Source organism: Azospirillum sp., assembly GCF_035627195.1.
Taxonomy (GTDB): Bacteria; Pseudomonadota; Alphaproteobacteria; order Azospirillales; family Azospirillaceae; genus Azospirillum.
Genome location: NZ_DASPMG010000267.1, coordinates 121,547 through 145,510, shown reverse-complemented (window position 1 = coordinate 145,510; position 23,964 = coordinate 121,547). Strand labels below are relative to the sequence as shown.

The window sequence follows — 23,964 nt, the reverse complement described above, 5'->3', positions numbered from 1 at the left end:
ACGGATGAACACGGATGTTCATTTCATTCGTGTTCATCCGTGGCCCGCCGCGCGGGCATCCGTGTTCCTCCGTGTCTCCCAATTCCCTCTCCGTTGACCGGCGCAGATTGCGGGAGCAGCATTCCGCCATGCAGTTGCCGGCCATCCGTGACTTCGCCACCGAGGGGATCGACGCCCGGCGCTATGCGGCGCTGGGGGCGGACTGGGCGCTGGCCGTGGCGGACGTGGTGGGGAGCACGCGGCTGGCCGCCGAGGGACGGCACCGGGAGGTGAACTTCATCGCCGGGGCCGTGGTGGCGGTGCTGTCCAGTGTGCTGGGGACGGCGCAGGCGCCGGCCGCCTGCCAGTTCGGCGGCGACGGGGCGCTGGCCGCCGTGCCGCCGGGAAAGCGGGAGGACGCGGCGCGGGCGCTGGCGGCGCTGGCGCACTGGGCGTCGGTCGAACTGGACGTGCCGCTGCGCGTCGGCATGGTGCCGGTGAAGGCGCTGCTGGACCGGGGGCTGGAGGTGCGCGCCGCCGTGCACGACTTCGGCGGCGGCAACGTCTTCGGGCAGTTCCTGGGGGCCGGCGTCACCGCCGCCGACGCCTGGGTGAAGGCGGACGCGCGCTGGCGGATCGAACCGGCCGAGGGGCCGCTGCCGGGGCTGGAGGGGCTGTCGTGCCGCTGGCAGCCGGTGCCGGCCGGGCGCGGCACGGTGCTGTGCGTCATCGCCGACCCGGTGCCGGCGGGGGCGGCCGGCGACGCCGTGCTGGCCCGGCTGCACGCCGCCATCGAGCGCGTGGTGCCGACGGAGGCCGCGGCCCCGCTGGGCGGTGGCGAGCGGCTGGCGCCGCGCTGGCCGCCGTCGCTGCGCGCGTTGTGGCTGGAGACGCGCACCGAGTCGAAGCGCCGGCGGCTGGGCCGGGTGGCGCGGGCGCTGGCCGGGGCGGCAATCATCCGGGTGGTGCACGCGCTGGGCCGGCCGCTGGGCGCGCTGGACGTGGCGCGCTACCGCGCCGCACTGGCCGAGCGGTCCGACTACCGCAAGGAGGCCGGGGGGCCGCGCCTCGTGCTCGACGTGACGGAGGCCGAGGCGCGGGCGATCGAGGCGGTGCTGGCGCGCTTCGCCGAGGCGGGGGAGATCCGCTATGGCACCGCGCGGGCGGCGGCCACAACCATCACCTGCCTCGTCGGCGACTTCGCCGCCGACCGCCACGTGCACTTCGTGGACGGCGCCGACCTGGGCTTCTGGCGCGCCTCGGTCATGCTGAAGGGGATGAAGGGCTAACCGGCGGCGACCAGTTCGATGGAAAGACGCGCCATGGCGGGCGGCACCCGGCGCAGCGCCCGGTGGCGCAGGCGGTCGGCCATCGTGTTCACCTGCGAGGCCCGGCGCAGCAGCCGCAACGCGGCGCGGTCGTCGGCCAGCCGCTCCGCCGCGCGCACCATGCGCTCGGCGATGCCGTCGAGGCATTCCGGAACCAGACCGCGCGTGATCATCGCCACCCTCCTCCGTCGTCCGGTACGGGGTGGAATGTATGGTGTCGATCTTACCGTTTTGCGCGCAGGCTGGTCACAGTTTGATGACCGGTCGTAGGTGAGCGAAGCAACGAAAAAGGGGACCCGCCGGTGGCGGATCCCCTTGTCTCGGTCTTGACTGAGTCTCGGTCCTGGCTGAGCGGTGTCGCTCAGAACTCCTTCCAGTCGTCCTCGTCGGCCTGGGCGCGCTGGAGCGTGCCGGCGGCGGTACGGGGGGCCGGGGCGGCGGCGGGCGCCGCCTTGCGGGCGGCGGGCTTGGGGGCCGCGACCGCGGCGTGGGCGGCCGGGCGGCGCACGGCCGGGGCGGCAGCGGCGCGCACCGGGGTGCGGGCCGGGGCGTAGTGGGCCTGGGCGACCGTGCCCTGGTTCAGCTGGAAGAAGCCGATCAGGCCCTTCAGGTCGGCGGCCTGGCCGGCCATCGCCTGGGCGGCGGCGGTGGTTTCCTCCACCAGCGCCGCGTTCTTCTGCGTCATCTCGTCCATCTGCGCGACGGTGGCGTTGATCTCGTCCAGCGCCGAGGCCTGCTCGCTCGATGCCGCCGCCATCTCGGCGATCAGGCCGGCCACCTCGCGCACGCCGGAGACGATGCCCTCCAGCGCGGCGCCGGCCTTGCCGACCAGCTCCACGCCTTCCTTCACCTGCCCGTCGCTGTCCAGGATCAGGCTCTTGATCTCCTTGGAGGCCTGGGCGGAGCGCTGGGCGAGCTGGCGCACCTCCTGGGCCACCACGGCGAAGCCGCGGCCGGCATCGCCGGCACGGGCGGCCTCGACGGCGGCGTTGAGGGCCAGCAGGTTGGTCTGGAAGGCGATCTCGTCGATGACGCCGATGATGTCGGTGATCTTGCGGCTGGCGTCCTCGATCCGCTTCATCGCGTCGATGGCGGAACCGGCGACGCCGCCGCCCTGCTCGGCCGCCCGGCGGGCGTCGTCGGCCATGCGGTTGGCGCGCTGGGCGCTGTCGGCGTTGGAGCGGACGGTGGCGCCCAGTTCTTCCATGCTGGCCGCCGTCTCCTCCAGGCTGCTGGCCTGCTGTTCCGTGCGGTCGGCGAGGTCGGAGGAGCCGGTGGAGACTTCGCCGGCGGCGGACGCGATGGTGTCGGCGGCCTCGGCGATCTGGCCGACGATCTCGGCCAGCTTGGCCGAGGTGGCGTTGACGTCGCTCTTCAGCCGCTCGAAGGCGCCCTGGTAGTCCTTGTCGATGCGGGTGTTCAGGTCGCCCTTGGCGAGGGCGCCGAGCACGCCGCCCAGGTCGGCGATGACCCCGGCCACGGTGTCGGTCAGGCGGTTGATGCCCTCCGACATGGTCTTGTAGAAGCCGTCCTTGCCGGACAGGTCGATGCGGCGGCTGAGGTCGCCCTTCGACACGCTGTCGATCAGCGCGGCGATCTCCTGGCCGATGGCGGCCTCGCGGGCGCGCTGCGCCTCGTCCTCGCGGCGCTCGGCCTCCAGGCGCTCGCGCTCGGCCTCGTCCATGCGCTGCTTGGCAATGGCGTTGTCCTTGAAGACCTGCACGGCCTTGGCCATGGCGCCGATCTCGTCCTGGTTGGACAGCGCCGGGATGGCGACGGTCAGGTCGCCGGCCGCCAGCTTGGTCATGGTGGCGGTCATGTCGTTGACCGGGCGGGTGATGCTGCGCGCCACGATCCACGCCAGCAGCAGACCGATCAGCACGGCGGCGACGCCGACGATGATGTTGGTGGTGGCGGTGCGGCTGAGCGCCGAGGTGATCTCCTCCGACGAGGACTCCATGGAGTCCAGCGCCGACTTGCGGGTCGCCTCGGCCAGCCGCGCGAACTCGGCGGCGTCCTGGCCCATGGTGGCGACCAGCTTCACGTTGTCCATGACCGCGGTGACGGTGTCGTCGAAGGCCGGCAGGTACTTGCGCACGGACTCCAGCGCGGTCTCGGCGGCGCGCTTCGTCGCGGCGTCGGGCATCTGCGCCTGCAGTGCCTGGACCGAGGCGATCAGCTGCTGGGCGCGGTCGCGGAACAGGTCGGCGTACTTGAGGTCGGTGTCCATCAGGAAGCGGGCGGCGAACAGGCGCGCGGTCAGCACGCCCTCCACGGCCTGGGTGGCGGAGAGCGCGTTGCGGTCGTCGCCGCGCTCCTTCAGCGCCTGGACGAGGTCGGACAGGCCCTTGCGCGCCGCCTCGCCCTGCGGGGTCAGCACGTCGGCCACCATGTGGTCGCGCGTGTCGCGCGCCTTGACCATCTTCTCGAAGTTGCGGGCGTAGCCGTCGAGGAAGCTGCCCATCCGCTCCAGGTTGGCGCGCCGCGTGGGATCGCCGGTGCCCTGCGCCGCCACCTTCAGCGCCGGTCCCAGCGTCGCCAGCAGCTCCTGCACCCGCTTCTGCGCCGCGTCGTCGCCGGAGTTGGAGAAGGCGAGCGCGTTGCGCCGCATGTCGGCGACGGTGCCGGCGATGTCGGACACCTGCTGCGTGTTGCGCGCGATGCCGGCGTAGTCGCCGAACCCGTGCTCGGCCGTGCCCATGGCGCGCACACCCAGGACGGCAAGCACGACGAGGAGCAGGAGCACCGAAAGGAAGCCGGCGGCGATGCGCGTGGCAACCTTGAAGCGTCCGGCGAAGCTGGCGGTCTGCATGGTCTTTGATCCCAACTGGGTGTGGCGGCAGGGCGACGGGAACGGCGGCGCCGCGGTCATGGCGTACGGGACGGTATAGATAAAATGTTTCGCAACCCTTTACAAAGGCCCTATCCCGCAATCTAGGTCGTTATAAAGGCTGAATATTTTTCGGCCTGAGGATCGGCCCGGCACCTCAACGGATCGGGGCCGTGACCACGTCGGCGGCGGTGCTGGCGGCCTTGGCGGTGACGCTGACGGCGGTGCTGGCGACGCTGGCCGCCCCGCTGACGACGCCGCAGCCGGACAGGGCCAGCGCGAGGAGGAGAAGGGGCAGGACGCGGCGCATCGCGGGACTCCAGGGTGTTACGGGGCGTGTCACGCCCCTGAGGATGGCGCCAGTCTGCGCCGTTCCGCCTCACCGTTTCGTTAACCGTGCGGGCTTTCCGAAGCGGCCGGCACCCCCTAGGTTAGGCGGACAGCCCAATCCGCAGAAAAGCCGACCGCCCCCATGCGCTCCCTTGGTTTTCCGTCCGCCGACCCCGCCGCTTCCGACAAGGCCCGCCCATCCGCCGGGGCCACGCTGCGCATGCTGGTCCCCTACCTGTGGCCGCGGGGCGAGACGGAGATGCGGGTGCGCGTGGTCGTCGCCATGCTGCTGCTGGTGGGCGCCAAGGCCGCCAACGTCTATGTGCCGATCTTCTACAAGCAGGCGGTGGACGCGCTGACGCCAGCGGCCGGTGGTGCGGCAGCGGGCGGCGCGGCGGCCGGCGGCGTATCCCCGATGTTGAGCATCCCGATCGGGCTGATCCTCGCCTACGGCATGGCGCGCGTGCTGTCGCTGGCCTTCGCCGAGGCGCGCGACGCGGTGTTCGCCAAGGTGGCGCAGCGCGCCATCCGCACCGTGGCGCTGAACATCTTCCGCCACCTGCACGCGCTGTCCCTGCGGTTTCACCTGGAGCGGCAGACGGGCGGGCTGACGCGGTCGCTGGAGCGCGGCACGCGGGCCATCGACTCGCTGCTGCGCTTCGCGCTGTTCAGCATCGCGCCGACGCTGGTGGAGATCGCGCTGGTCGTCGTCATCCTGTGGAGCATGTTCGACGGCTGGTTCGCGCTGGCCACCGCCGTCACGGTGGTGGGCTACATCGCCTACACCTTCCTGGTGTCGGAATGGCGGACCAAGTACCGCCGCCAGATGAACGAGGAGGACAGCCGCGCCAACACCAAGGCCATCGACAGCCTGCTGAACTACGAGACCGTCAAGTACTTCGGCAACGAGGAGCACGAGGCGCGCCGCTACGACAAGGCGCTGCAGTCCTATGAGAGTGCGGCGGTGAAGAGCCAGCAGAGCCTGTCGATGCTGAACGTCGGGCAGTCGGCCATCATCTCGGTCGGGCTGGCGGTGGTGATGGCGATGGCGGCGCGCGGCATCGTCAACGGCAGCATGACCATCGGCGATTTCGTGCTGGTCAACACCTATCTGCTGCAGCTCTACCAGCCGCTGAACTTCTTCGGCTTCGTGTACCGCGAGATGAAGCAGGCGATCATCGACATGGAGCGGATGTTCGAGCTGCTGGCCGTCGGCCGCGAGATCGCCGATTCGCCGGACGCGAGGCCGCTGGCCGTGACCGGCGGCGCCGTGGCGTTCGAGGACGTGGCCTTCGGATACGACCCGCGCCGGACGATCCTGAAGGGGGTGAGCTTCGAGGTGCCGGCGGGCAAGACGGTGGCCATCGTCGGCCCGTCGGGGGCCGGCAAGTCGACGATCAGCCGGCTGCTGTTCCGATTCTACGACGTGTCGGGCGGGCGGGTAACCATCGACGGGCAGGACATCCGCGGCGTGACGCAATCCAGCCTGCGGGCGGCCATCGGCATCGTCCCGCAGGACACGGTGCTGTTCAACGACACGGTGTTCTACAACATCGCCTATGGCCGCCCCGGCGCCAGCCCGGCGGAGGTGGAGCAGGCGGCGCGGCTGGCGCACATCCACGACTTCGTCATGGCGCTGCCCGACGGCTACCAGACCATGGTGGGCGAGCGCGGGCTGAAGCTGTCCGGCGGCGAGAAGCAGCGCGTGGCCATCGCCCGCACCATCCTGAAGAACCCCGCCATCCTGATGTTCGACGAGGCGACCAGTGCGCTCGACACCCACACGGAGCGGGAGATCCAGGCCAACCTGCGCGAGGTCAGCCGCGGGCGCACCACGCTGGTGATCGCGCACCGTCTGTCCACCGTGGTGGAGGCCGACGAGATCCTGGTGCTGGAGCAGGGCCGCATCATCGAACGCGGCCGGCATGCCGAGCTGCTGGCGCGCGGCGGCGCCTACGCAGCACTCTGGGCGCGCCAGCAGGACACCAGCCAGGGGCCGGAGCCGGTGCCGGGCGTGCTGGCGCCGACGTGAGGAAGACGCCTGTCCCCTCCCGGCTTCGCTGACGCTCAGCCACCCTCCCCCTCTTCGAGGTGGAGGGTTGTGTGCCGAAGCGGCGGCAGTCCCCTCCACCGCAAAGCGGGGGAGGGTTAGGGAGGGGGCAAGACCCTGCATTTTCAGGAGTTTGCATGGGGCCCACCCGCCACGCCCTGCGCGCCGCGACGCAGGCGATCCACGACCGGCTGGACCGGGCGCCGGTGCTGCGCCCGCTGGCCGGGCCTGGGCTGACCGTGGAGGACTACCGCGCGGCCCTTATTGCGCTGCACGGCGCTCACGCGCCGGTGGAGGAACGGCTGGGCGGCGGCGCGGGGCGGCTGGACCTGCTGCGCGCCGACCTGGACGACCTGGGCGTGGACGCCGCCGCGCTGCCGGTCATGGACGGGCTGCCGGACCTGGGCGGGACGGCGGAGCGGCTGGCGGCGCGCTATGTGCTGGACGGGTCGGCGCACGGCGGGCGGGCGATGCTGCCCAACGTCAGCCGCGCGCTGGGCTTCGACGCGGCGCGCGGGGCGCGCTTCCTGGCCTCGGCCGGGATCGACGCGGCGGCGGGCTGGCGCGACCTGCTGGCCCGGCTGGAGGCGGAGGTCGCCACCCCGGCGGCGCGCGAGCGGGCCTGCGCCACGGCGGTGGGGCTGTTCGCCGCGATCGAGATCTGGTTGGCGAGGATTGGCTGGGACGTTGCCGCCGGGCGTGAGGGCGGCTAGTTTCCCGGTCATGACCACCACGCCAAACGATCCGGCCGCCCTGGCCGAGGCCGTGCGCCGCGGCGAGCGCCGGGCGCTCGCGCGCGCCATCACGCTCATCGAATCGACCCGCGCCGACCACCGCGCCCAGGCGGAGGCGCTGCTGGCCGCCCTGCTGCCGCACACCGGCAACTCGGTGCGCGTCGGCATCACCGGCGTGCCGGGGGTGGGCAAGTCCACCTTCATCGAGGCGTTCGGGCTGCACGTCATCGGCCGGGGCCACAAGGTGGCGGTGCTGGCCATCGACCCCACGTCCCAGCGCACCGGCGGCTCCATCCTGGGCGACAAGACGCGCATGGTGGATCTGTCGCGCGAGGAGGAGGCGTTCATCCGCCCCTCCCCCGCCGGGGCCACGCTGGGCGGCGTGGCGCGCCGCACGCGCGAGGCGATGCTGGTGTGCGAGGCGGCCGGCTTCGACGTCATCGTCGTGGAGACGGTGGGCGTGGGCCAGTCGGAGACGGCGGTGGCCGACATGGTGGACCTGTTCCTGCTGCTGCTGCTGCCGGCCGGCGGCGACGAGCTGCAGGGCATCAAGAAGGGCATCATGGAGTTGGCCGACGTCATCGTCGTGAACAAGGCGGACGGCGACCTCGCCAACACCGCGCGGCACACGGTGGCCGACTACCGCCACGCGGTGACGCTGCTGCGCCATGGTGCCGACTGGCGGGTGCCGGTGCTGAGCTGCTCCGCCTTCGAGAAGCGCGGCATCGACGCGGTGTGGGACACCATCGGCGCGCACCGCACCGCCATGGAGAAGAACGGCACCCGCAGCGCCCGGCGCGCCGAGCAGGCGCGCGCCTGGCTGTGGAGCGAGATCCGCGAGACGCTGATCGACGCCTTCCGCGCCAACCCGCAGGTGCGCGCCGAACTGCCCGACCTGGAGGCCCGCGTCACCAGCGGCGGCCTGATCCCCACGGCGGCCGCGCGCACGCTGCTGGGGCATTTCCTGGGGCGCGAGGTGGCGGCGAGGGATTGAGGGACGGGGCGCACCGCGCCCTATACCGCGCTCTATACCGCACTGCGGCGAATTTGTTGCACCGCAGCATTCCTTTGTGTAAATTATAGGCGGCGAAACCGGGTTTCGCCGGGGTGGCCGTGTGCCTTCGGGCCCGCCGCCGGTCCTGCGCAGCGCCTCCGGGCCTTGCGCCCGCCGCCGCAGGGCGCCTCCGTTCAAACTCGCGTTTCGGGGAGAAACCGCAATGAGTGACAGCTTCCAGGGCTTCTATGAGACGGCCGCCGCCCGGTCCGCCCGCGTCGGCAACGTCGTGCAGGAAGGCTACCGCCGCTGGGTCGACGGCCTGACCACCGGCTTCAACCAGACCGCCAAGGCCGCCGAGGACCTGCGCAAGGTGCGCAGCCCGGCCGACCTGGTGGCGCTGCAGCGCCAGCTGTTCGACACCACCGCCGCCCGCGTGGCCGAGGACGTGAAGGCGTTCATCGAGCTGTCGCAGAAGCTGGTCGCCGAAGTGACCGCCCCGGTCGCCGCCGCGCCGAAGGCCGCCCCGAAGGCGGAGGCGCCGAAGGCCGCCGCCCCCAAGGCCCCGGCCCCCAAGACCGAGGTGAAGGCCGAGCCGGCCCCGGCCGTGAAGGCGGAAGCGCCGAAGGCGGCGCCCGTCGCGACTCCGGCGCCGAAGAAGGCCGCTGCCCCGAAGCCGGCCGCCAAGGCTACCGCTCCGAAGGCCACCGCCCCCAAGGCGGAGGCGAAGCCGGCCGTGAAGGTTGAGGCGCCGAAGGCGGCCCCGAAGGCCGCCCCGAAGACTGAGGTGAAGGTCGAGGCGCCGAAGGCGGAAGCGCCCAAGGTCGAAGCCCCCAAGGTCGAAGCCAAGGTCGAGGCCCCGAAGGCCCCCGCCGCCCCGGCGCCGAAGGCCGAGGCTCCCAAGGTCGAGGTGAAGGCCGAGGCCCCGAAGGCTCCGGCCGCCATTGCTCCGGCGGCTCCGGCCCCGGTCGCCGCTGCTCCGGCAGCCACTCCGGCGCCCGCCGCCAAGCCCGCGACCGCCGGGTAAGCATCGGCCGATGATCAGGCGCGCGTCCGGATTCTCCTTCCTTGACGGGCGCGCGCTTGTTCGACTATAACGCGGCCTCCTTTCGGGCGGACTGCTGCCCGAGACCGGCATTCATTTGTTAAAAAGGAACAGACCGATGGCTCGTCGGTGCTCCGTGACCGGCAAGGGCACGCAGTTTGGCAACAACGTCTCGCACGCCAACAACAAGACCCGCCGCCGCTTCCAGCCCAACCTGCAGGAAACCTCCCTGCTGAGCGATGCGCTCGGCCAGATGGTGCGCCTGCGCCTCTCGACCAACGCGATCCGCTCGATCGAGCACAAGGGCGGCCTCGACGCCTTCCTGCTCGACGCCAAGGACGCGGTGCTGAGCCTGGACGCGCGCCGCCTGAAGCGCCGCATCGCCAAGGCCCAGGACAAGCAGGCCGCGGCGTAAGCTGCTTGCCGGTCTCCGAAGGAAATGAGCCTGCCGCGCAGCCGCGCGGCGGGCCTTTTCTATTTGGGGCGTCTACTCCAGCTCCGCCGGATCCTCCGCGTCCACCACGCGCCGGGCGATCTCGTAGGCGAAGCCGGCGCGGCCGAGCGCGGCGAGGTCCTTGTCGCGGAACGCGGCGCGCGACTCGGGCGCGCGGTACGGCCCCAGGCGGCGGCGCCTCGCCAGCGCCAGCGCGGCGGCAAGGTCGAGGTCGCCGCCCTCCACATCCTCGCGCACGCGGTCCAGGGCACCGTCCACGGCGTCGCGCGCGACGCCCTTGGCGGCCAGCTTCTCGCGGATGGCGCGGGTGGAGGCGCCGCGGCGGTGCAGGCTCTCCGCCTTCATGCGGGCGTAGCCGGCATCATCCAGCAGGCCGCTGCGCTGGTAGCGGGCCAGCAGGTCGTCCACCCACCGCGCCGCCTCCTCGCGGTCGGTGCCGTGCTCCTGCACCGAGCGGTCGACGCGGCGCATCAGCACGCGCCGCAGGTTGGCGGACGAACTGGCGAAGCGCTCCAGGTAGTGGAGTGCCGCGTTCTCCAGGTACTGCGGCGTGACGCGCTTGGGCGGACGGCGGGCCGTCATGGCAGGCTTTCCCTTGGCAACGGTTGCCCCAACGGGCGGTGAGGCCTAATGTCGCCCATCCCCCGCAGATCCTCGAAACGATGACCCATCCCCTTCCTCCCATGCCGCGCGCCGTCGGATCCGTCAACTGGATCGGGCTGTGGACGCTCTACGCCCGCGAGGTGCGGCGCTTCGTCAAGGTGCACCAGCAGACCGTGTGGGCGCCGGTGGTCACCACGCTGCTGTTCTACGCCGTCTTCGCGCTGGCGCTGGGGGGTGCCGTGCGCATGGTGGGCGACGTGCCGTACATGGAGTTCCTGGCGCCCGGCCTGATCATGATGGCGATGACGCAGAACGCCTTCGCCAACACCTCGTCCTCGGTGGTGATCGCCAAGGTGCAGGGCAACATCGTCGACATCCTGATGCCGCCCATGGCGCCGGTCGAGCTGGCGCTGGGCTTCGTCGGCGGCGGGGTGACGCGGGGCCTGTGCGTGGGCTTCGTGACCGGGCTGGCGATCTGGGCCTTCACGCCGCTGCACATGCCGCACCCGGGCTTCGTCATCTTCCACGCGCTGATGGCGTCGATGCTGCTGTCGCTGCTGGGTTTGGCGGGCGGCATCTGGTCGGAGAAGTTCGACCACATCGCCGCGGTGACCAACTTCGTGGTGACGCCGCTGGCCTTCCTGTCCGGCACCTTCTATTCGGTGGCCAGCCTGCCGCCGGTGTTCTGGTGGATCGCCCACTTCGACCCGTTCTTCTACATGATCGACGGCTTCCGCTATGGCTTCACCGGCCAGTCCGACGGCACGCTGGCGCTGGGCGTCGTGGTGATGCTGGCGACCAACGGGTTCCTGTGGTGGCTGGTCCTGCGCATGCTGCGCACGGGGTACAAGCTGAAGGCGTAAAGCCGCCTGTAACGCTGGCATGCGCCCCCGGCCTCGCCCAAGCCGTTGACATCGGCCGCCTATCTCTTGATATTGGCCGCTTTCCGTCGGGCCAGGGGGTCCGCCGGACCCACTCCTATTGGAGGGAGCGTCCCGTGATTCCGGTCGTCATGCCCGTGTACAACCGCGCCGACGTCGTGTTCGAGCGTGGTGAAGGCCCGTATCTGTTCGATACGGCCGGGCGACGATACCTGGACTTCGCCGCCGGCGTGGCGGTGGTGGCGCTGGGCCATTCCCACCCGCACCTCGTGAACGCGCTGGTCGAGCAGGGCCGGAAGCTCTGGCACACCTCCAACCTGTACCGGGTCGCGGGGCAGGAGTCGCTGGCGCAGCGCCTCGTCGACGCCACCTTCGCCGACACGGTGTTCTTCACCAACTCCGGCGTCGAGGCGTGGGAGTGCTCGGTCAAGGTCTGCCGCAAGTACCAGTACGAGACCGGCAACCCGCAGCGCTGGCGCATCATCACCTTCCAGCAGAACTTCCACGGCCGCACCACCTCGGCCATCGCCGCCTCGAAGGCGGAGAAGATGGTGAAGGGCTTCGGGCCGGTGACCGACGGCTTCGACATGGTCGCCTTCGGCAACCTGAACGAGGTGCGGGCCGCCATCACCGACGAGACGGCCGCCATCTGCGTGGAGCCGATCCAGGGCGAGGGCGGCATCCGCGTGGGCGACACCGACTTCCTGAAGGGCCTGCGCGCGGTGTGCGACGAGTTCGGCCTGCTGCTCTTCATGGACGAGATCCAGACCGGCATGGGCCGCACCGGCAAGCTGTTCGCCCACGAATGGGCCGGCGTGACGCCGGACGTCATGGCGGTGGCCAAGGGCATCGGCGGCGGCTTCCCGCTGGGTGCGTGCCTTGCCACCGAAAAGGCGGCCGTCGGCATGACGCCGGGCACGCACGGCAGCACCTATGGCGGCAACCCGCTGGCCACCGCCATCGGCAACGCCGTGCTGGACGTCATGCTGGCGCCGGGCTTCCTGCAGGGTGTCGAGAAGGTCGGCCGCACGCTGCACCGCCGCTTGGCCGGGCTGGTGGACGCCCACCCGCAGGTCTACGGCGGCGTGCGCGGGCACGGGCTGATGCTGGGCCTGGAGTGCGTGCCGGCCAACACGGCCGTGGTCGACCGGCTGCGCGCCAACGGCATGCTGGCGGTCGCCGCGGGCGACAACGTGGTGCGGCTGCTGCCGCCCCTGATCATCGATGAGGCGCAGGTGGACGAGGCCGTCGCGATCCTGGGCAAGACGGCACAGGAGCTGGTGGGATGACGACGCCTCGGCACTTCCTCGACCTCGACCGGCTGGACAGGGCCACGCTGCGCGGCATCCTGGACCGCGCGGTGGCGATCAAGCGCGACATCCCCGGCCACCGCGCGCTGGCGGCCGGGCGCACGCTGGCCATGATCTTCGAGAAGCCGTCGACCCGCACCCGCGTGTCGTTCGAGGTGGGCATGACCCAGCTGGGCGGCCACGCGCTGGTGCTGAAGCACGACGACATGCAGCTGGGCCGCGGCGAGACCATCGCCGACACGGCGCGCGTGCTGTCGCGCTACGTCGACGCCATCATGGTGCGCACCGGTCCGGAGGAGCGGCTGCTGGAACTCGCCCGGCATGCGGCTGTTCCGGTGATCAACGGTCTCACCAACGAATCGCACCCCTGCCAGATCATGGCCGACATCCTGACCTTCGAGGAGCACCGCGGGCCGATCGCCGGCCGCGTCGTGGCCTGGAGCGGCGACGGCAACAACGTCGCCGCCAGCTGGGTGCACGCCGCCGTGCGCTTCGACTTCGAGCTGCGCGTGGCCTGCCCGGACAGCCTGAGCCTGCCGCCCGCCCTGCTGGAGTGGGCGGCGCGCGAGGGGCACGGCAACGTGGTGGTGGTGAAGACGGCCGACGAGGCGGCGCGCAACGCCGACTGCGTCGTCACCGACGCCTGGGTGTCGATGAACAACACCGACGAGGAGAAGGCCTTCCGCCACGCCGCCCTGGCGCCGTTCCAGGTGGACGAGCGGCTGATGGGTCTGGCCAAGGCCGACGCGCTGTTCATGCACTGCCTGCCCGCCCACCGCGGCGAGGAGATGACGGACGGCGTCATCGACGGCCCGCAGTCGGTCGTCTGGGACGAGGCGGAGAACCGCATGCACGCGCAGAAGGCCGTTCTGGCATGGTGCCTGGAGGCATGAGCGACACCCCCACTCCCGCCCCGGTGAGCGGCGCCCCCTCGGGTTCGGACGATCTGGTCCAGCCGTTCCAGATCGAGGCGTCGCGGCTGCGCGGGCGCATGGTGCGCCTGGGGCCGGCGCTGGACGAGATCCTGACGCGCCACGCCTACCCCGAGCCGGTGGCGAAGTTCCTGGCCGAGACCATGGCGCTGGCCGTGCTGCTGGCCAGCATGCTGAAGTACGAGGGCATCTTCACGCTGCAGACCAAGGGCGACGGGCCGATCCGCCTGATGGTAGCGGACGTCACCTCGGTCGGCGACGTGCGCGCCTATGCCCAGTTCGACGAGGCGGCGCTGACCGCCGCCGGCGACGACGTGACGATCGCCCCGGCCCCCGCCCTGCTGGGCCGCGGGCACATCGCCTTCACCGTCGACCAGGGGCCGAACACCGACCGCTACCAGGGCATTGTCGAGCTGTACGGCAAGACGCTGGCCGACTGCGTGCAGCACTACTTCCGCCAATCGGAGCAGATCGACACCGGCCTGCGCGTGACCGTCGGCCGCGATGCCGGCGGGCATTGGCGGGCCGGCGGGCTGATGGTGCAGCGCATGCCGCCGGAACAGGGCACGGCCGCGCTGCTGTCCAGCGACACGGAAGACGACTGGCGCCGGGCCATGGTGCTGATGGCCAGCACCACCGACGACGAGCTGCTGAGCCCGGACCTGAAGGCCAACGACCTGCTGTTCCGCCTGTTCCACGAGGACGGCGTGCGGGTGTGGGCGCCGCACCACCTGCGCTTCGGCTGCCGCTGCTCGCGCCAGCGCGTGCACGACATGCTGGGCAACCTGCCGCGCGAGGAGATCCAGCACCTGAAGGTCGAGGAGACCGGCAAGGTCGAGGTGGTCTGCCAGTTCTGCTCCACCGCCTACCACTTCGACGACGACGACCTGGACAAGGTCTACGGGTCCGGCGACGCGTAAGGAACGCCCGCCCGCCGCCCGCTGTTTGCTGCCTGTATCGAACGGGCGGAAGGAGCGGGCCATGCGGCAGGCACGGGACAGCGGGATTTCCACGAACGGGCTGATGGCGTTCGCCGGCGGCGTGCTGGTGGCGCTGGTCGCCAGCCGGCTCATGCCGCCGCTGGTGGCGCAGGCGGCCGGCACGCTCCGCGCGCAGGCCGGGCGCGACCCGTTCGACGCGCTGGCGCACGACCATCGCGTCATCCTGTCCCTGCTGGACCAGATGGAGGACAGCCCGGACAACGCCACGATGCGGCGCACGCAGCTGCTGCTGCGCCTGAAGCGACGTCTGGCCGCGCACGCCCTGGCCGAGGAGGACGTGGTCTACCCCCTGCTGCACGACCGCGCGCACGAGGAGGAGGACACCCGCCGCCTCTACGCCGAGCACGCCGACATGAAGATGCACCTCTTCGCGCTGGAGCAGATGCCGAAGGACGACCCGCGCTGGCGCGCCCGCGTCGGCGAGCTGCGCGCGCTGATCGCCGGGCACGTGCACCAGGAGGAGGACGTCGACTTCCCCCGCCTGCGCGAACGGCTGGACGACCGCGCCACGGTGCGCCTGTCGGGCAGCGTGCAGCGGGAAAAGGCGCTGGTGCTGTAGGCGCCCGGCCGTGCCGTGACCATCTACCGTGAACGGCACCGGCTGCCCATCTGTTCTCCCTGGGACAGGGTCCGAGGGAGTTCAGCCATGCGCGCCATCCTGCTGCTGTTCGTCGTCACGCTCGCCACCGCCGGCTGTGTGCCGGACCGCTACTACGATCCATACGATCGCTCGTCCGGATCGTATGGTCGCTCTTACGAGCCCTATGATCGGAATCGCGGTCCGTACGGCCGGGCTCCCGAACCCTACGGCGGGAGGCGAGGCGCCCAGCCCCCGCCACAGGTCCCGGACGCCCCCGGCGGGAAATGACTCCGCGACGGCGGAGTCCGTGAGGAGCGGCGCGCTCGGCTGTTGTCCCTTCGGGTAACCACCCAAGGGGAGGTTCAGCATGCGCAAGATCGCTCTTTCCGTGCTGTCGGCCGCGGCGTTGGTGTCCATGGCCGGCTGCGCGCAGATGAACGAATGGTTCGGCGGATCGTCGGATCAGGCCTCGCGGCCGCTCGACGAACGCAACCTGTCGACGCTGGCCCGGCTGGAGCCGCGCGAGCTGATGGGCAAGGACGTCGTCGCGTTCGACGGGCAGAAGGTCGGCACCGTCGACGACGTGCTGATGAACCGCAACAACCGGCCGGAGATGCTGGTGGTCGGCACCGGCGGCTTCCTGGGCATCGGCGAGAAGAACGTGGCGGTCGACGTCGACCGCGTCCGCTTCTCGCGCGATCGCGACGCCATCGTGGCGACCAACTGGACGAAGGACCAGTTCGCCGCCCTGCCGGAATACCGCTATGACGGCAGCATGGTGTCGCTGAGCCGCTCGCGGTCGGGCCAGTAAGGATGGCGCCAGCAAGGATGGCGGTGGCTTCTTGGTATGGCGCGGGGGCGGCGGTATAGTGCCGCCGCCCTTGACCCCGGCCGACCGGAGCGACCATGCCGACCCGCCGTTCCTTCCTGCTGACCGCCGCCGCCGCCGCGGCGCTCACGCTCGCCGCCTGCCAGAGCACGCCGCCGCGCGTGTCCACCCAGCCGATCGGCTTCACGCAGTTCGGCCCCATCGTGCTGAACGCCGCCGCCATCGACGTGGTGGACAGCCATCGGCCGGGCGGCGGCAAGCACGTGGAGCAAAGCTCCCCCACGCCGCCGGCCGAGGCGGTGCGCCGCTGGGCGGCCGAGCGGCTGCAGGCCGGCGGCCGCCAGGGCGCCGTGCGCGTCACCATCAGGGACGCCAGCATCATCGAGACGCAGTTGCCGAAGACCGGCGGCGTGCAGGGCTATTTCACCAACGACCAGGCGCAGCGTTACGACGGCCGCATCGACGTGGAGATCACCGGCGAGGCGCCGATCGCCGGCGGCGGCAGTTTCCGCGGCGTGACGAAGGCGACGGTCACCGGATCGGCGACGGTGGCGGAGAACGTCTCGCTGGCCGACCGCGAGGCCACCTTGCAGGACCTGACCCGCCGCATGGCCGACCAGCTCAACGCCCGCCTCGACGCCGGCATCCGCAAGGATCTGGCGCCGATGGTCGTGCGGTAAGGTCTTCAACCCTCGTACGCCCGCCGCAGGCCGGCGATGTCGATGCGGGTCATGCCGTGTATGGCCACCATGACCCGCCTCACCCGCGCGGGATCGGGGTCGGCCAGCATCTCCATCACCACGCCGGGGACGACCTGCCAGGACACGCCGTAGCGGTCCTTCAGCCAACCGCACTGCCCCGGCGTGCCGCCGTCGCAGAGCGTGTCCCACAGCGCGTCCAGTTCGGCCTGGTCGGCGACGTCGACCGCGAAGGATATGGCCTCGTTGAAGGTGAAGTGCGGGCCGCCGTTCAGGGCGGCGAAGGGCCGGCCGTCGAGTTCGAAGGCGATGGTCATCACGCTTCCCTCCGGTCCCGGCCCGGCGTCGCCGTAGCGCAGGATGTCGCCGATCCGGGAGTTGGGGAAGATGGAGACGTAGAAGCGCGCCGCCTCCTCGGCCTGAGTGTCGAACCAGAGGAACGGGGTGATCTTCGGCATGGCGTCGTCCTTCGCGGGGAACAGGGGATACCGTCCCAAGGACGATGACGGCCCCGCCCCGCCGACATCGCCGCGAAAGAACTTTTCCCGGCCGATGGTTCCTCCGCGCGAAAGGGGTAGTCAGTAATATTATTTCCAGCCTTGTGAAATTTCCGGCAAAACCGGTGAGGTCCGAACCTTGGACATGACCGTACCGGGGTTGCTCATGATCGATGACGCCCGCACCCTGCCCGACGGGGCCGAACTCACCACCGACCTCTGCGTCGTCGGCGGCGGCGCCGCCGGAATCACCCTGGCCCGCGCCCTGGCCGGAACCGCGCACCGGGTGCTGGTGCTGGAGAGCGGCGGCCTGAAGCCCGACGGCGCCACCCAGGCGCTGTACGCCGGGGAAAGCGTCGGCCAACCCTATGAACAGCTGGCGACGGCGCGCAGCCGCTACTTCGGCGGCAGCAGCAACTGCTGGGGCGGGCTGTGCCGGCCGTTCGAGGACATCGACCTCGCCGCCCGCCCGTGGGTTCCGCACAGCGGCTGGCCCTTCGGCCGCGAGGAGCTTGCCCCCTACTACGAGCGCGCCCACGCGATCCTCGACCTCGGCCCCTGCGACTACGACACCGGGCGCTGGCAGGAGCGGCTGGGGGACGGGATACGCTTCCTTCCCGTCGACGGCGCCGCGGCGGAGAACCGCGTGGCGAAGCTGAGCGCCCGGCCGAAGCTGGGCGAGGCGCACCGCGCGGCGCTGGCCGCGGCCGGCAACGTCGTCGTCCTGCTGAACGCCAACGTGACCGAACTGGAAACCAACGGCACCGCGAGCGCGGTGGAGCGCGTGCATTGCGCCGTGCTGGACGGGCAGCGCTTCACCGTAAAGGCGCGCATGGTCGTGCTGTGCGCCGGCGGCATCGAGAATCCGCGCCTGCTGCTGCTCTCCAACCGGGTGCAGGCGGCGGGGCTGGGCAACGGCCACGATCTGGTCGGGCGGTTCTTCACCGACCATCCGCGCGTCAAGTCGTCCGTCGTGCGGCTGGCCGACCAGGGGCGGCACCGCGGCCTGTACGACATGACGCTGCTGCTGTCGCGCCGGCGGCTGAACGCCCCGCACCTGCCGGTCTGCGCCTCGGTGGCGCCGACGGCCGAGGTGCAGCGGGACATGGGGCTGCTCAACTCGCGCACCTACCTCGTCGCCCGCTACCACGGCGAGGCGACCGACGCCTTCCGGGCGCTGACCGAGCTGCGGCTCCTGCTGGCGAACCGGCGCAAGTACGGCATCAGCGGGCCGCCGGCCGGCCCCGTGCTGCGGGCGGCGCTGCCGCGCATCGTCCTGCAGGCGCCGCGGCTGGCCGGGGCGATGCTGGACAACGTCCTCAACCCGTCGTGGGTGCGGCGCAGCTTCACCCTGGAAACGGTGCTGGAGCCGGTGCCGAACCCCGACAGCCGGGTGACGCTGACGACGCGGCGCGACGCGCTGGGCCTGAACCTGCCGCGGGTGGACTGGCGCCTGACGGCGCAGGACCGCGACAATTTCATGAGGACGCACGCTCTGATCCGGGGCACCCTGGCCAGCAAGGGCGTGATCCGGGAGCCGCGCCCGGGCGAGGGGCAGGACGAGGCGGGGGCGAACGTGGCCGACCTGTGGCCGGGCGCCGTCGGCTGGTGCTGGCACCACATGGGCACGACGCGCATGCACGACGACCCGCGCCAGGGCGTCGTGGACCGCAACGGCAAGGTGCACGGCGTGGCCAACCTGTACGTGGCCGGCAGTTCGGTCTTCCCCACCATGGGCAGCGACCACCCGACGATCAACATCGTCGCCCTGACGCTCCGCCTGTCCGAACACCTGACCGCCCTGCTCGGCAGCCTGCCGGCGCTGGTGGCGTGATACGGACGGCTACGCCCGTTCGGCCCCTCAGCCGGCCATCGACACGACGACGCTGCCGCGCTTGCGGCCGGTCCCGGCGCGGGCGTGCGCCTCGGGCAGCCGATCGAAGGGATGGATCCCGTCGATCACCGGCTTCAGCACCCCGGCCTCCGCCAGCCGGGCCAGTTCCGCGACATCCTCCCGCCGCTCCGCGGCCGGGCCGCCGACCGACCGCTTCGTGCCGACGGGGCGGGCGAACAGGGCCGGCAGATCCGCCGACACCGCGAGGTAACGCCCGCCCTCGTTCAGCCGGGGATGGCAGGCGGCGAAGGTGCTGGCGCCGACCGTGTCGGCGATGACGTCGTAGGTTTCGTCCTCGCGCGTGAAGTCCCGGCGGGCGTAGTCGATCACCGCGACGGCGCCGAGCGCGCGGGCAAGGTCGGCGTTGCCGGCGCTGGTGACGGCGGTCACCGTGGCGCCCATGTGGGTCGCCAGTTGCACCATGGCGCTGCCGACGGCACCCGAGGCGCCGATGACAAGCACCCTCTCCCCGGCCTTGAGGGCGGCCTTGCGCAGGAAGTGCAGCGCCGTCATGCCGCCGAAGCACAAGGACGCCGCCTCCTCGAAGCCGAGGTTGGCCGGCTTCGGCGCGACCGGCCCGTCCGTCGCCATGACCCGGTATTCCGCGTGGCAGCGCATACCGCCGCCGGGAAAGCCGATCACCGCGTCGCCGGGCTTCCAGGCGGTGACGCCCCGGCCCACGGCCTCGACGGTGCCGGCCAGATCGGTGCCCAGGATCGGCTGCCGGGGGCGGGTGAAGCCGAAGACGGCCCGCGCGATCAGCCCGAAGCCGCGCGGCATGGACAGGGCGCGGACCCGCACGTCGCCGGACGCGACGGTGGTGGCGCGGATGCGGATGAGAATCTCGCCGGCCTTCGGCACCGGCGTCGGCCGGTCTTCGAGGGCGAGCACGTCGGGGCCGCCGTAGGCGCGGCAGATCCAGGCTTTCATGGTCGGGTGTCCTGGCGCGGGGGATGGACCGGCCCGCGCCGGTCCAACGACCATGAATCACAGAATCCCGCGTCGGGATAGGGGCTTTGCGCCCCCGGCCGGAAGGCGGGGGCCCGCAGGCCCCCGCATCGTCCGTCACGCTCAATGCACCGTGCCGCCTTCCGCCGGGCGGGCGGTGCGGACATGGGCGGCGACCGGCTGGCCGTTGATGGTCAGGCTGCCGGCTTCGGCCGACACCGCCACCTCCTGCCCGTCGGCGACCTTGCCTTCCAGGATCATCGTCGCCAGCGGGTTCTGCAGCTCGCGCTGGATCACCCGCTTCAGGGGACGGGCACCGTACACCGGGTCGTAGCCGGCCTCCGCCAGCCAGTCGGTGGCGGCCGGGTCGACCGACAGCGCGATGTCGCGGTCGGCCAGCATCTTGGTGAGCCGGCCCAGCTGGATCTTGACGATACCGCCCATGTGGCCGCGCGACAGGCGGTGGAACAGCAGGATCTCGTCCAGGCGGTTCAGGAACTCCGGGCGGAAGTTGGCGCGGACCACTTCCATCACCTCGGTGCGGACGGCATCGATGTCCTGCCCCTCGGGCATCGCGGCGATGACGTCGGAGCCGAGGTTCGAGGTCATGATGATCAGCGTGTTGCGGAAGTCCACCGTGCGGCCCTGGCCGTCGGTCAGGCGGCCGTCGTCCAGCACCTGGAGCAGCACGTTGAAGACGTCCGGGTGCGCCTTCTCCACCTCGTCGAACAGGACGACTTGGTAAGGACGGCGCCGCACCGCCTCGGTCAGCGCGCCGCCCTCCTCGTAGCCGACGTAGCCCGGAGGGGCGCCGATCATGCGGGCGACGGAGTGCTTCTCCATGTACTCCGACATGTCGAGGCGGACCATGGCGGTCTCGTCGTCGAACAGGAATTCGGCCAGCGCCTTGGTCAGCTCCGTCTTGCCGACGCCGGTAGGGCCGAGGAAGAGGAAGGAGCCGATGGGGCGGTTGGGGTCCTGCAACCCGGCGCGGGCGCGGCGGATGGCGTTGGAGACGGCGACGATCGCCTCCTCCTGCCCGACCACGCGGGTGCGCAGCCGCTCCTCCATGTGCAGCAGCTTCTCGCGCTCGCCGGCCAGCATCTTGTCGACCGGGATGCCGGTCCAGCGGGACACGACGGCGGCGATGTCGCCGTCGCGCACCTCCTCGTTCAGCATGCGGCTAGCCGACGCCTGCTCGGCCTCCTTCAGCTTCTTCTCCAGCTCCGGGATGACGCCGTAGGTCAGCTCGCCGGCGCGGTTCCAGTTCTGGGCGCGCTGCGCCTGCTCCAGTTCGGTGCGGGCGTGGTCCAGGTCTTCCTTGATTTTCTGGGCGCTGGACAGCTTGTCCTTCTCGGCCTGCCAGCGGGCGGTGAGTTCGGCCGATTCCTGCTCCAGCTCCGCCAGCTCGCCTTCCAGGTCGGCGAGGCGGCTGCGCGAGCCCTCGTCGGTTTCGCGCTTCAGCGCCTCGCGCTCGATCTTCAGCTGGATGATGCGGCGGTCGAGTTCGTCGATCTCCTCCGGCTTCGAATCCACCGCCATGCGCAGGCGGCTGGCCGCCTCGTCGATCAGGTCGATGGCCTTGTCGGGCAGGAAGCGGTCGGTGATGTAGCGGTTGGACAGCGTGGCCGCGGCGACGATGGCGCCGTCGGTGATGCGCACGCCGTGGTGCACCTCGTACCGCTCCTTCAGGCCGCGCAGGATGGAGATGGTGTCCTCCACCGTCGGCTCCGACACGAAGACGGGCTGGAAGCGGCGGGCGAGCGCCGCGTCCTTCTCCACGTGCTTGCGGTACTCGTCCAGCGTGGTGGCGCCGACGCAGTGCAGCTCGCCGCGCGCCAGGGCGGGCTTCAGCATGTTGGAGGCGTCCATGGCGCCTTCCGCCTTGCCGGCCCCGACCAGCGTGTGCATCTCGTCGATGAAGACGACGATCTCGCCGGCCGCCGCCTGGATTTCCTGCAACACGGCCTTCAGGCGCTCCTCGAACTCGCCGCGGAACTTGGCGCCGGCCACCATGGCGGCGAGGTCGAGCGCCAGCAGCTTCTTGTTCTTCAGCCCCTCCGGCACGTCGCCCTTGACGATGCGCTGGGCCAGCCCTTCCACGATGGCGGTCTTGCCCACGCCGGGCTCGCCGATCAGCACGGGGTTGTTCTTGGTGCGCCGGGCGAGGACCTGGATGGTGCGGCGGATCTCCTCGTCACGGCCGATGACGGGGTCAAGCTTGCCGTCGCGCGCGGCGGCCGTCAGGTCGCGGGCGTACTTCTTGAGCGCGTCGTAGCCCTGCTCGGCCGAAGCCGAGTCGGCAGTGCGGCCCTTGCGGATCTCGTTGATGGCGGTGTTGAGCGCCTGCGGGTTGACGTTGGCGGATTTCAGCGCGCGGGCGGACGGCGTGCCCTCGGCCATGGCGAGCGCCAGGAGGAGGCGTTCGGCGGTGACGTAGCTGTCGCCGGCCTTCTCGGAGATCTTCTCGGCCTGTTCGAAGACGCGCGCCAGTTCGGGCGACAGGTACACCTGGCCGGCGCCGGCCCCTTCGACCTTCGGCAGCTTGTCCAGTTCGGCCTCGACGGAGGCGAGTGCGGCGGCCGGGTCGCCGCCGGCGGCGCGGATCAGGTTGGCGGCGAGGCCTTCCTTGTCGTCCAGCAGCGTCTTCAGAAGGTGTTCGGGGGTGAGGCGCTGATGCCCGCGGCGCAGCGCCGCCGTCTGCGCCGCCTGCACGAAGCCACGGCTGCGCTCGGTGTACTTCTCGAAGTCCATAGGTGTCTCCCACGTGCGGCCGACCGCCCGCCAGGCAGCCCGATCGGCCATTGACCCACTGTCGTGTGCGATCCAGGAGGATGCTGTGGTAGATGTGGTGAAGCTTGCGCCGCGTGCAAGACCACCCCGTTTACAGGGTTATTGGGGTGGGCGGATGATGCGTGGGCCGAGCGGAAGCAGGGGTGTGCGATGGCGCGGACGCGGATGACGGCGCTGTTGGAACGGCGCGCCGAGGAACGGCGCCGGCTTGCCGTGGCGCGTGCCCGCGCGGCACTGGACTGGCTGGCGCGGCAGGGGGTGGAGGCGGCGGTGGTCGGTTCCCTCGCCCGAGGCACGTTCCGCGGCCACTCCGACGTGGACATCCTCGTCATGGCCTGCCCGCAGCACCTGAAGTATGCGATCGAGGGCGGCGTCGAAGACCGGATGGAAGGACTGCCGTTCGATGTGCTGTACCTCGACGAACTGCGCGAGCCGGATCGCGCCAAGGTTTTAGCTGATGCCACCAGCGCCGCTGACCTTATATGATCCTTGCGAAACTTGCCCCCACCCGGCATCGCTTGCGCTCGCCACCCTCCCCCGCAAGCAGGGGAGGGTTTTGACGGCGCGCCAAGCTCCCTCCCCTGCTTGCGGGGGAGGGCCGGGGTGGGGGCAAGGCCGGGCAAGCGCTACCCCCTTCGGACCGTCCCGTCCCGTTGTCCCTCGACCGATTGCGCCGCTTCCGGCATGGTGCCGGCGGGCCTATGGTTCGGGAACAGCCCCCGTCCCGGACACAGCCCCACCCGCATGACCGACATCACGCTGCCCACGGGCACCATGCCGCACCCGCTGAACCCGCTCCGGCTCGCCTGGCACGCCCGCAACGCGTGGCACCGGATTTCGCGGCCGCTGACCATCGGGGTGCGGGCGATCATCCTGGACGGGGATCGGGTGCTGCTGATCCGGCACAGCTACGTGCCCGGCTGGCACCTGCCGGGCGGCGGCGTCGACAAGCGCGAGACGCTGGTCGAGGCGGTGCGGCGCGAGGTGCGCGAGGAGGTCGGGCTGGCGCTGGAGACGGCGCGGCCGTTCGGCGTGTTCGCCCGCTTCCGCCATGGCGCCAGCGACCACGTGGCCGTCTTCGTGGCCGAGCGCTGGAGCGGCGAGCCGCGCATCGACCGGTTCGAGATCACCCAGGCCGCCTTCTTCCCGCTGGACCGCCTGCCCGAGGACACCACCCCGGCGACGCGGCGCCGGCTGGCCGAGTTCCTGGGGAACAAGCCCCTGGATGAGCACTGGTGACGGGCGCTGGTGACG

23 protein-coding genes are annotated in these 23,964 nt (G+C 71.3%); 16 read left to right on the top strand and 7 right to left on the bottom strand.

The window, feature by feature from the left end; genetic code table 11:
• The first annotated feature begins 128 nt into the window (after positions 1-128).
• Positions 129-1,268: a DUF3095 family protein gene (locus VED21_RS24680; protein ID WP_324887010.1), complete on the top strand. Its 1,140-nt coding sequence runs from the start codon at positions 129-131 to the stop codon at positions 1,266-1,268.
• Here the strand turns inward: VED21_RS24680 and VED21_RS24675 are convergent.
• From VED21_RS24675 to VED21_RS24665, 3 genes are all read right to left on the bottom strand, one after another.
• Entirely contained in the window at positions 1,265-1,480 is a 216-nt protein-coding gene (locus VED21_RS24675) for a hypothetical protein (protein ID WP_324887008.1), read from the bottom strand. The two genes, VED21_RS24680 and VED21_RS24675, sit on opposite strands and share 4 nt — an antisense overlap.
• A 188-nt stretch (positions 1,481-1,668) precedes the next feature.
• Positions 1,669-4,119, bottom strand: coding sequence for a methyl-accepting chemotaxis protein (locus tag VED21_RS24670; RefSeq protein WP_324887006.1), 2,451 nt, complete (start codon positions 4,117-4,119; stop codon positions 1,669-1,671).
• Positions 4,120-4,294: 175 nt separating this feature from the next.
• A complete protein-coding gene (locus VED21_RS24665; protein WP_324887004.1) occupies positions 4,295-4,447 on the bottom strand; it encodes a hypothetical protein in 153 nt (50 codons plus the stop codon).
• A gap of 162 nt (positions 4,448-4,609) precedes the next feature.
• Here VED21_RS24665 and VED21_RS24660 point away from each other — a divergent pair, with 162 nt between their 5' ends.
• From VED21_RS24660 to rpmB, 5 genes are all read left to right on the top strand, one after another.
• Positions 4,610-6,499, top strand: coding sequence for an ABCB family ABC transporter ATP-binding protein/permease (locus VED21_RS24660; protein WP_414638297.1), 1,890 nt, complete (start codon positions 4,610-4,612; stop codon positions 6,497-6,499).
• Positions 6,500-6,654: 155 nt separating this feature from the next.
• Positions 6,655-7,230 (top strand): biliverdin-producing heme oxygenase, encoded by a 576-nt coding sequence (locus VED21_RS24655; RefSeq protein ID WP_324887002.1) that lies wholly within the window; start codon positions 6,655-6,657, stop codon positions 7,228-7,230.
• Between the two features lie 10 nt (positions 7,231-7,240).
• Positions 7,241-8,245: a methylmalonyl Co-A mutase-associated GTPase MeaB gene (gene meaB, locus VED21_RS24650; RefSeq protein WP_324886999.1), complete on the top strand. Its 1,005-nt coding sequence runs from the start codon at positions 7,241-7,243 to the stop codon at positions 8,243-8,245.
• Positions 8,246-8,468: 223 nt separating this feature from the next.
• Entirely contained in the window at positions 8,469-9,272 is an 804-nt protein-coding gene (locus tag VED21_RS24645; protein WP_324886997.1) for a phasin family protein, read from the top strand.
• A 136-nt stretch (positions 9,273-9,408) separates the two neighbouring features.
• Positions 9,409-9,705, top strand: a complete 297-nt coding sequence (gene rpmB, locus VED21_RS24640; protein ID WP_324886995.1) for a 50S ribosomal protein L28 — start codon at positions 9,409-9,411, stop codon at positions 9,703-9,705.
• A gap of 72 nt (positions 9,706-9,777) precedes the next feature.
• On the opposite strand, the gene VED21_RS24635 is transcribed toward rpmB, so the two are convergent.
• Positions 9,778-10,326 carry a regulatory protein RecX gene (locus tag VED21_RS24635; protein WP_324886993.1) on the bottom strand — a complete coding sequence of 183 codons (549 nt, stop codon included), beginning with the start codon at positions 10,324-10,326 and terminating at the stop codon, positions 9,778-9,780.
• Between the two features lie 80 nt (positions 10,327-10,406).
• On the opposite strand from VED21_RS24635, the gene VED21_RS24630 reads away from it, so the two are divergent.
• From VED21_RS24630 to VED21_RS24600, 7 genes are all read left to right on the top strand, one after another.
• On the top strand, positions 10,407-11,210 hold the full coding sequence (locus VED21_RS24630) for an ABC transporter permease (RefSeq protein ID WP_324886991.1): 804 nt from the start codon (positions 10,407-10,409) through the stop codon (positions 11,208-11,210).
• A 134-nt stretch (positions 11,211-11,344) separates the two neighbouring features.
• Positions 11,345-12,517: an aspartate aminotransferase family protein gene (locus tag VED21_RS24625; RefSeq protein ID WP_324886989.1), complete on the top strand. Its 1,173-nt coding sequence runs from the start codon at positions 11,345-11,347 to the stop codon at positions 12,515-12,517.
• On the top strand, positions 12,514-13,431 hold the full coding sequence (argF, locus tag VED21_RS24620) for an ornithine carbamoyltransferase (protein WP_324886987.1): 918 nt from the start codon (positions 12,514-12,516) through the stop codon (positions 13,429-13,431). The genes VED21_RS24625 and argF overlap by 4 nt, the downstream gene beginning before the upstream one ends.
• Positions 13,428-14,390 (top strand): Hsp33 family molecular chaperone, encoded by a 963-nt coding sequence (locus tag VED21_RS24615; protein ID WP_324886985.1) that lies wholly within the window; start codon positions 13,428-13,430, stop codon positions 14,388-14,390. Before argF ends, VED21_RS24615 begins: the two co-directional genes overlap by 4 nt.
• Before the next feature lie 61 nt (positions 14,391-14,451).
• Complete coding sequence (locus VED21_RS24610; RefSeq protein WP_324886983.1) at positions 14,452-15,030, top strand: hemerythrin domain-containing protein; 579 nt, start codon at positions 14,452-14,454, stop codon at positions 15,028-15,030.
• A gap of 388 nt (positions 15,031-15,418) precedes the next feature.
• Entirely contained in the window at positions 15,419-15,862 is a 444-nt protein-coding gene (locus VED21_RS24605; RefSeq protein WP_324886981.1) for a PRC-barrel domain-containing protein, read from the top strand.
• 95 nt (positions 15,863-15,957) lie between these two features.
• Complete coding sequence (locus VED21_RS24600) at positions 15,958-16,560, top strand: hypothetical protein (RefSeq protein WP_324886979.1); 603 nt, start codon at positions 15,958-15,960, stop codon at positions 16,558-16,560.
• Between the two features lie 5 nt (positions 16,561-16,565).
• On the opposite strand, the gene VED21_RS24595 is transcribed toward VED21_RS24600, so the two are convergent.
• On the bottom strand, positions 16,566-17,036 hold the full coding sequence (locus VED21_RS24595) for a VOC family protein (protein ID WP_324886977.1): 471 nt from the start codon (positions 17,034-17,036) through the stop codon (positions 16,566-16,568).
• 205 nt (positions 17,037-17,241) lie between these two features.
• Here VED21_RS24595 and VED21_RS24590 point away from each other — a divergent pair, with 205 nt between their 5' ends.
• Positions 17,242-18,909, top strand: coding sequence for a GMC family oxidoreductase (locus VED21_RS24590; protein WP_324886975.1), 1,668 nt, complete (start codon positions 17,242-17,244; stop codon positions 18,907-18,909).
• Positions 18,910-18,936: 27 nt separating this feature from the next.
• Here the strand turns inward: VED21_RS24590 and VED21_RS24585 are convergent, their stop codons facing one another.
• Together VED21_RS24585 and clpB are read right to left on the bottom strand one after the other, a co-directional pair.
• Complete coding sequence (locus VED21_RS24585; protein ID WP_324886973.1) at positions 18,937-19,899, bottom strand: NAD(P)-dependent alcohol dehydrogenase; 963 nt, start codon at positions 19,897-19,899, stop codon at positions 18,937-18,939.
• 141 nt (positions 19,900-20,040) lie between these two features.
• A complete protein-coding gene (gene clpB / locus VED21_RS24580) occupies positions 20,041-22,671 on the bottom strand; it encodes an ATP-dependent chaperone ClpB (RefSeq protein ID WP_324886971.1) in 2,631 nt (876 codons plus the stop codon).
• Between the two features lie 204 nt (positions 22,672-22,875).
• Between clpB and VED21_RS24575 the strand changes: the two genes are divergently transcribed.
• Positions 22,876-23,196 carry a nucleotidyltransferase domain-containing protein gene (locus tag VED21_RS24575; protein WP_324886969.1) on the top strand — a complete coding sequence of 107 codons (321 nt, stop codon included), beginning with the start codon at positions 22,876-22,878 and terminating at the stop codon, positions 23,194-23,196.
• Positions 23,197-23,454: 258 nt separating this feature from the next.
• The gene (locus VED21_RS24570) at positions 23,455-23,949 is read left to right on the top strand and encodes an NUDIX domain-containing protein (protein ID WP_324886967.1); all 495 of its coding nucleotides are present in this window, start codon (positions 23,455-23,457) and stop codon (positions 23,947-23,949) included.
• Positions 23,950-23,964: the final 15 nt, after the last annotated feature.

Excerpts from the sequence above, each read along its gene's own strand:
- VED21_RS24680 (WP_324887010.1), top strand. The coding sequence starts at position 129 with ATGCAGTTGCCGGCCATCCGTGACTTCGCCACCGAGGGGATCGACGCC.
- VED21_RS24675 (WP_324887008.1), bottom strand. The coding sequence starts at position 1,480 with ATGATCACGCGCGGTCTGGTTCCGGAATGCCTCGACGGCATCGCCGAG.
- VED21_RS24670 (WP_324887006.1), bottom strand. The coding sequence starts at position 4,119 with ATGCAGACCGCCAGCTTCGCCGGACGCTTCAAGGTTGCCACGCGCATC.
- VED21_RS24665 (WP_324887004.1), bottom strand. The coding sequence starts at position 4,447 with ATGCGCCGCGTCCTGCCCCTTCTCCTCCTCGCGCTGGCCCTGTCCGGC.
- VED21_RS24660 (WP_414638297.1), top strand. The coding sequence starts at position 4,610 with ATGCGCTCCCTTGGTTTTCCGTCCGCCGACCCCGCCGCTTCCGACAAG.
- VED21_RS24655 (WP_324887002.1), top strand. The coding sequence starts at position 6,655 with ATGGGGCCCACCCGCCACGCCCTGCGCGCCGCGACGCAGGCGATCCAC.
- meaB (WP_324886999.1), top strand. The coding sequence starts at position 7,241 with ATGACCACCACGCCAAACGATCCGGCCGCCCTGGCCGAGGCCGTGCGC.
- VED21_RS24645 (WP_324886997.1), top strand. The coding sequence starts at position 8,469 with ATGAGTGACAGCTTCCAGGGCTTCTATGAGACGGCCGCCGCCCGGTCC.
- rpmB (WP_324886995.1), top strand. The coding sequence starts at position 9,409 with ATGGCTCGTCGGTGCTCCGTGACCGGCAAGGGCACGCAGTTTGGCAAC.
- VED21_RS24635 (WP_324886993.1), bottom strand. The coding sequence starts at position 10,326 with ATGACGGCCCGCCGTCCGCCCAAGCGCGTCACGCCGCAGTACCTGGAG.
- VED21_RS24630 (WP_324886991.1), top strand. The coding sequence starts at position 10,407 with ATGACCCATCCCCTTCCTCCCATGCCGCGCGCCGTCGGATCCGTCAAC.
- argF (WP_324886987.1), top strand. The coding sequence starts at position 12,514 with ATGACGACGCCTCGGCACTTCCTCGACCTCGACCGGCTGGACAGGGCC.
- VED21_RS24615 (WP_324886985.1), top strand. The coding sequence starts at position 13,428 with ATGAGCGACACCCCCACTCCCGCCCCGGTGAGCGGCGCCCCCTCGGGT.
- VED21_RS24610 (WP_324886983.1), top strand. The coding sequence starts at position 14,452 with ATGCGGCAGGCACGGGACAGCGGGATTTCCACGAACGGGCTGATGGCG.
- VED21_RS24605 (WP_324886981.1), top strand. The coding sequence starts at position 15,419 with ATGCGCAAGATCGCTCTTTCCGTGCTGTCGGCCGCGGCGTTGGTGTCC.
- VED21_RS24600 (WP_324886979.1), top strand. The coding sequence starts at position 15,958 with ATGCCGACCCGCCGTTCCTTCCTGCTGACCGCCGCCGCCGCCGCGGCG.
- VED21_RS24595 (WP_324886977.1), bottom strand. The coding sequence starts at position 17,036 with ATGCCGAAGATCACCCCGTTCCTCTGGTTCGACACTCAGGCCGAGGAG.
- VED21_RS24590 (WP_324886975.1), top strand. The coding sequence starts at position 17,242 with ATGATCGATGACGCCCGCACCCTGCCCGACGGGGCCGAACTCACCACC.
- VED21_RS24585 (WP_324886973.1), bottom strand. The coding sequence starts at position 19,899 with ATGAAAGCCTGGATCTGCCGCGCCTACGGCGGCCCCGACGTGCTCGCC.
- clpB (WP_324886971.1), bottom strand. The coding sequence starts at position 22,671 with ATGGACTTCGAGAAGTACACCGAGCGCAGCCGTGGCTTCGTGCAGGCG.
- VED21_RS24575 (WP_324886969.1), top strand. The coding sequence starts at position 22,876 with ATGACGGCGCTGTTGGAACGGCGCGCCGAGGAACGGCGCCGGCTTGCC.
- VED21_RS24570 (WP_324886967.1), top strand. The coding sequence starts at position 23,455 with ATGACCGACATCACGCTGCCCACGGGCACCATGCCGCACCCGCTGAAC.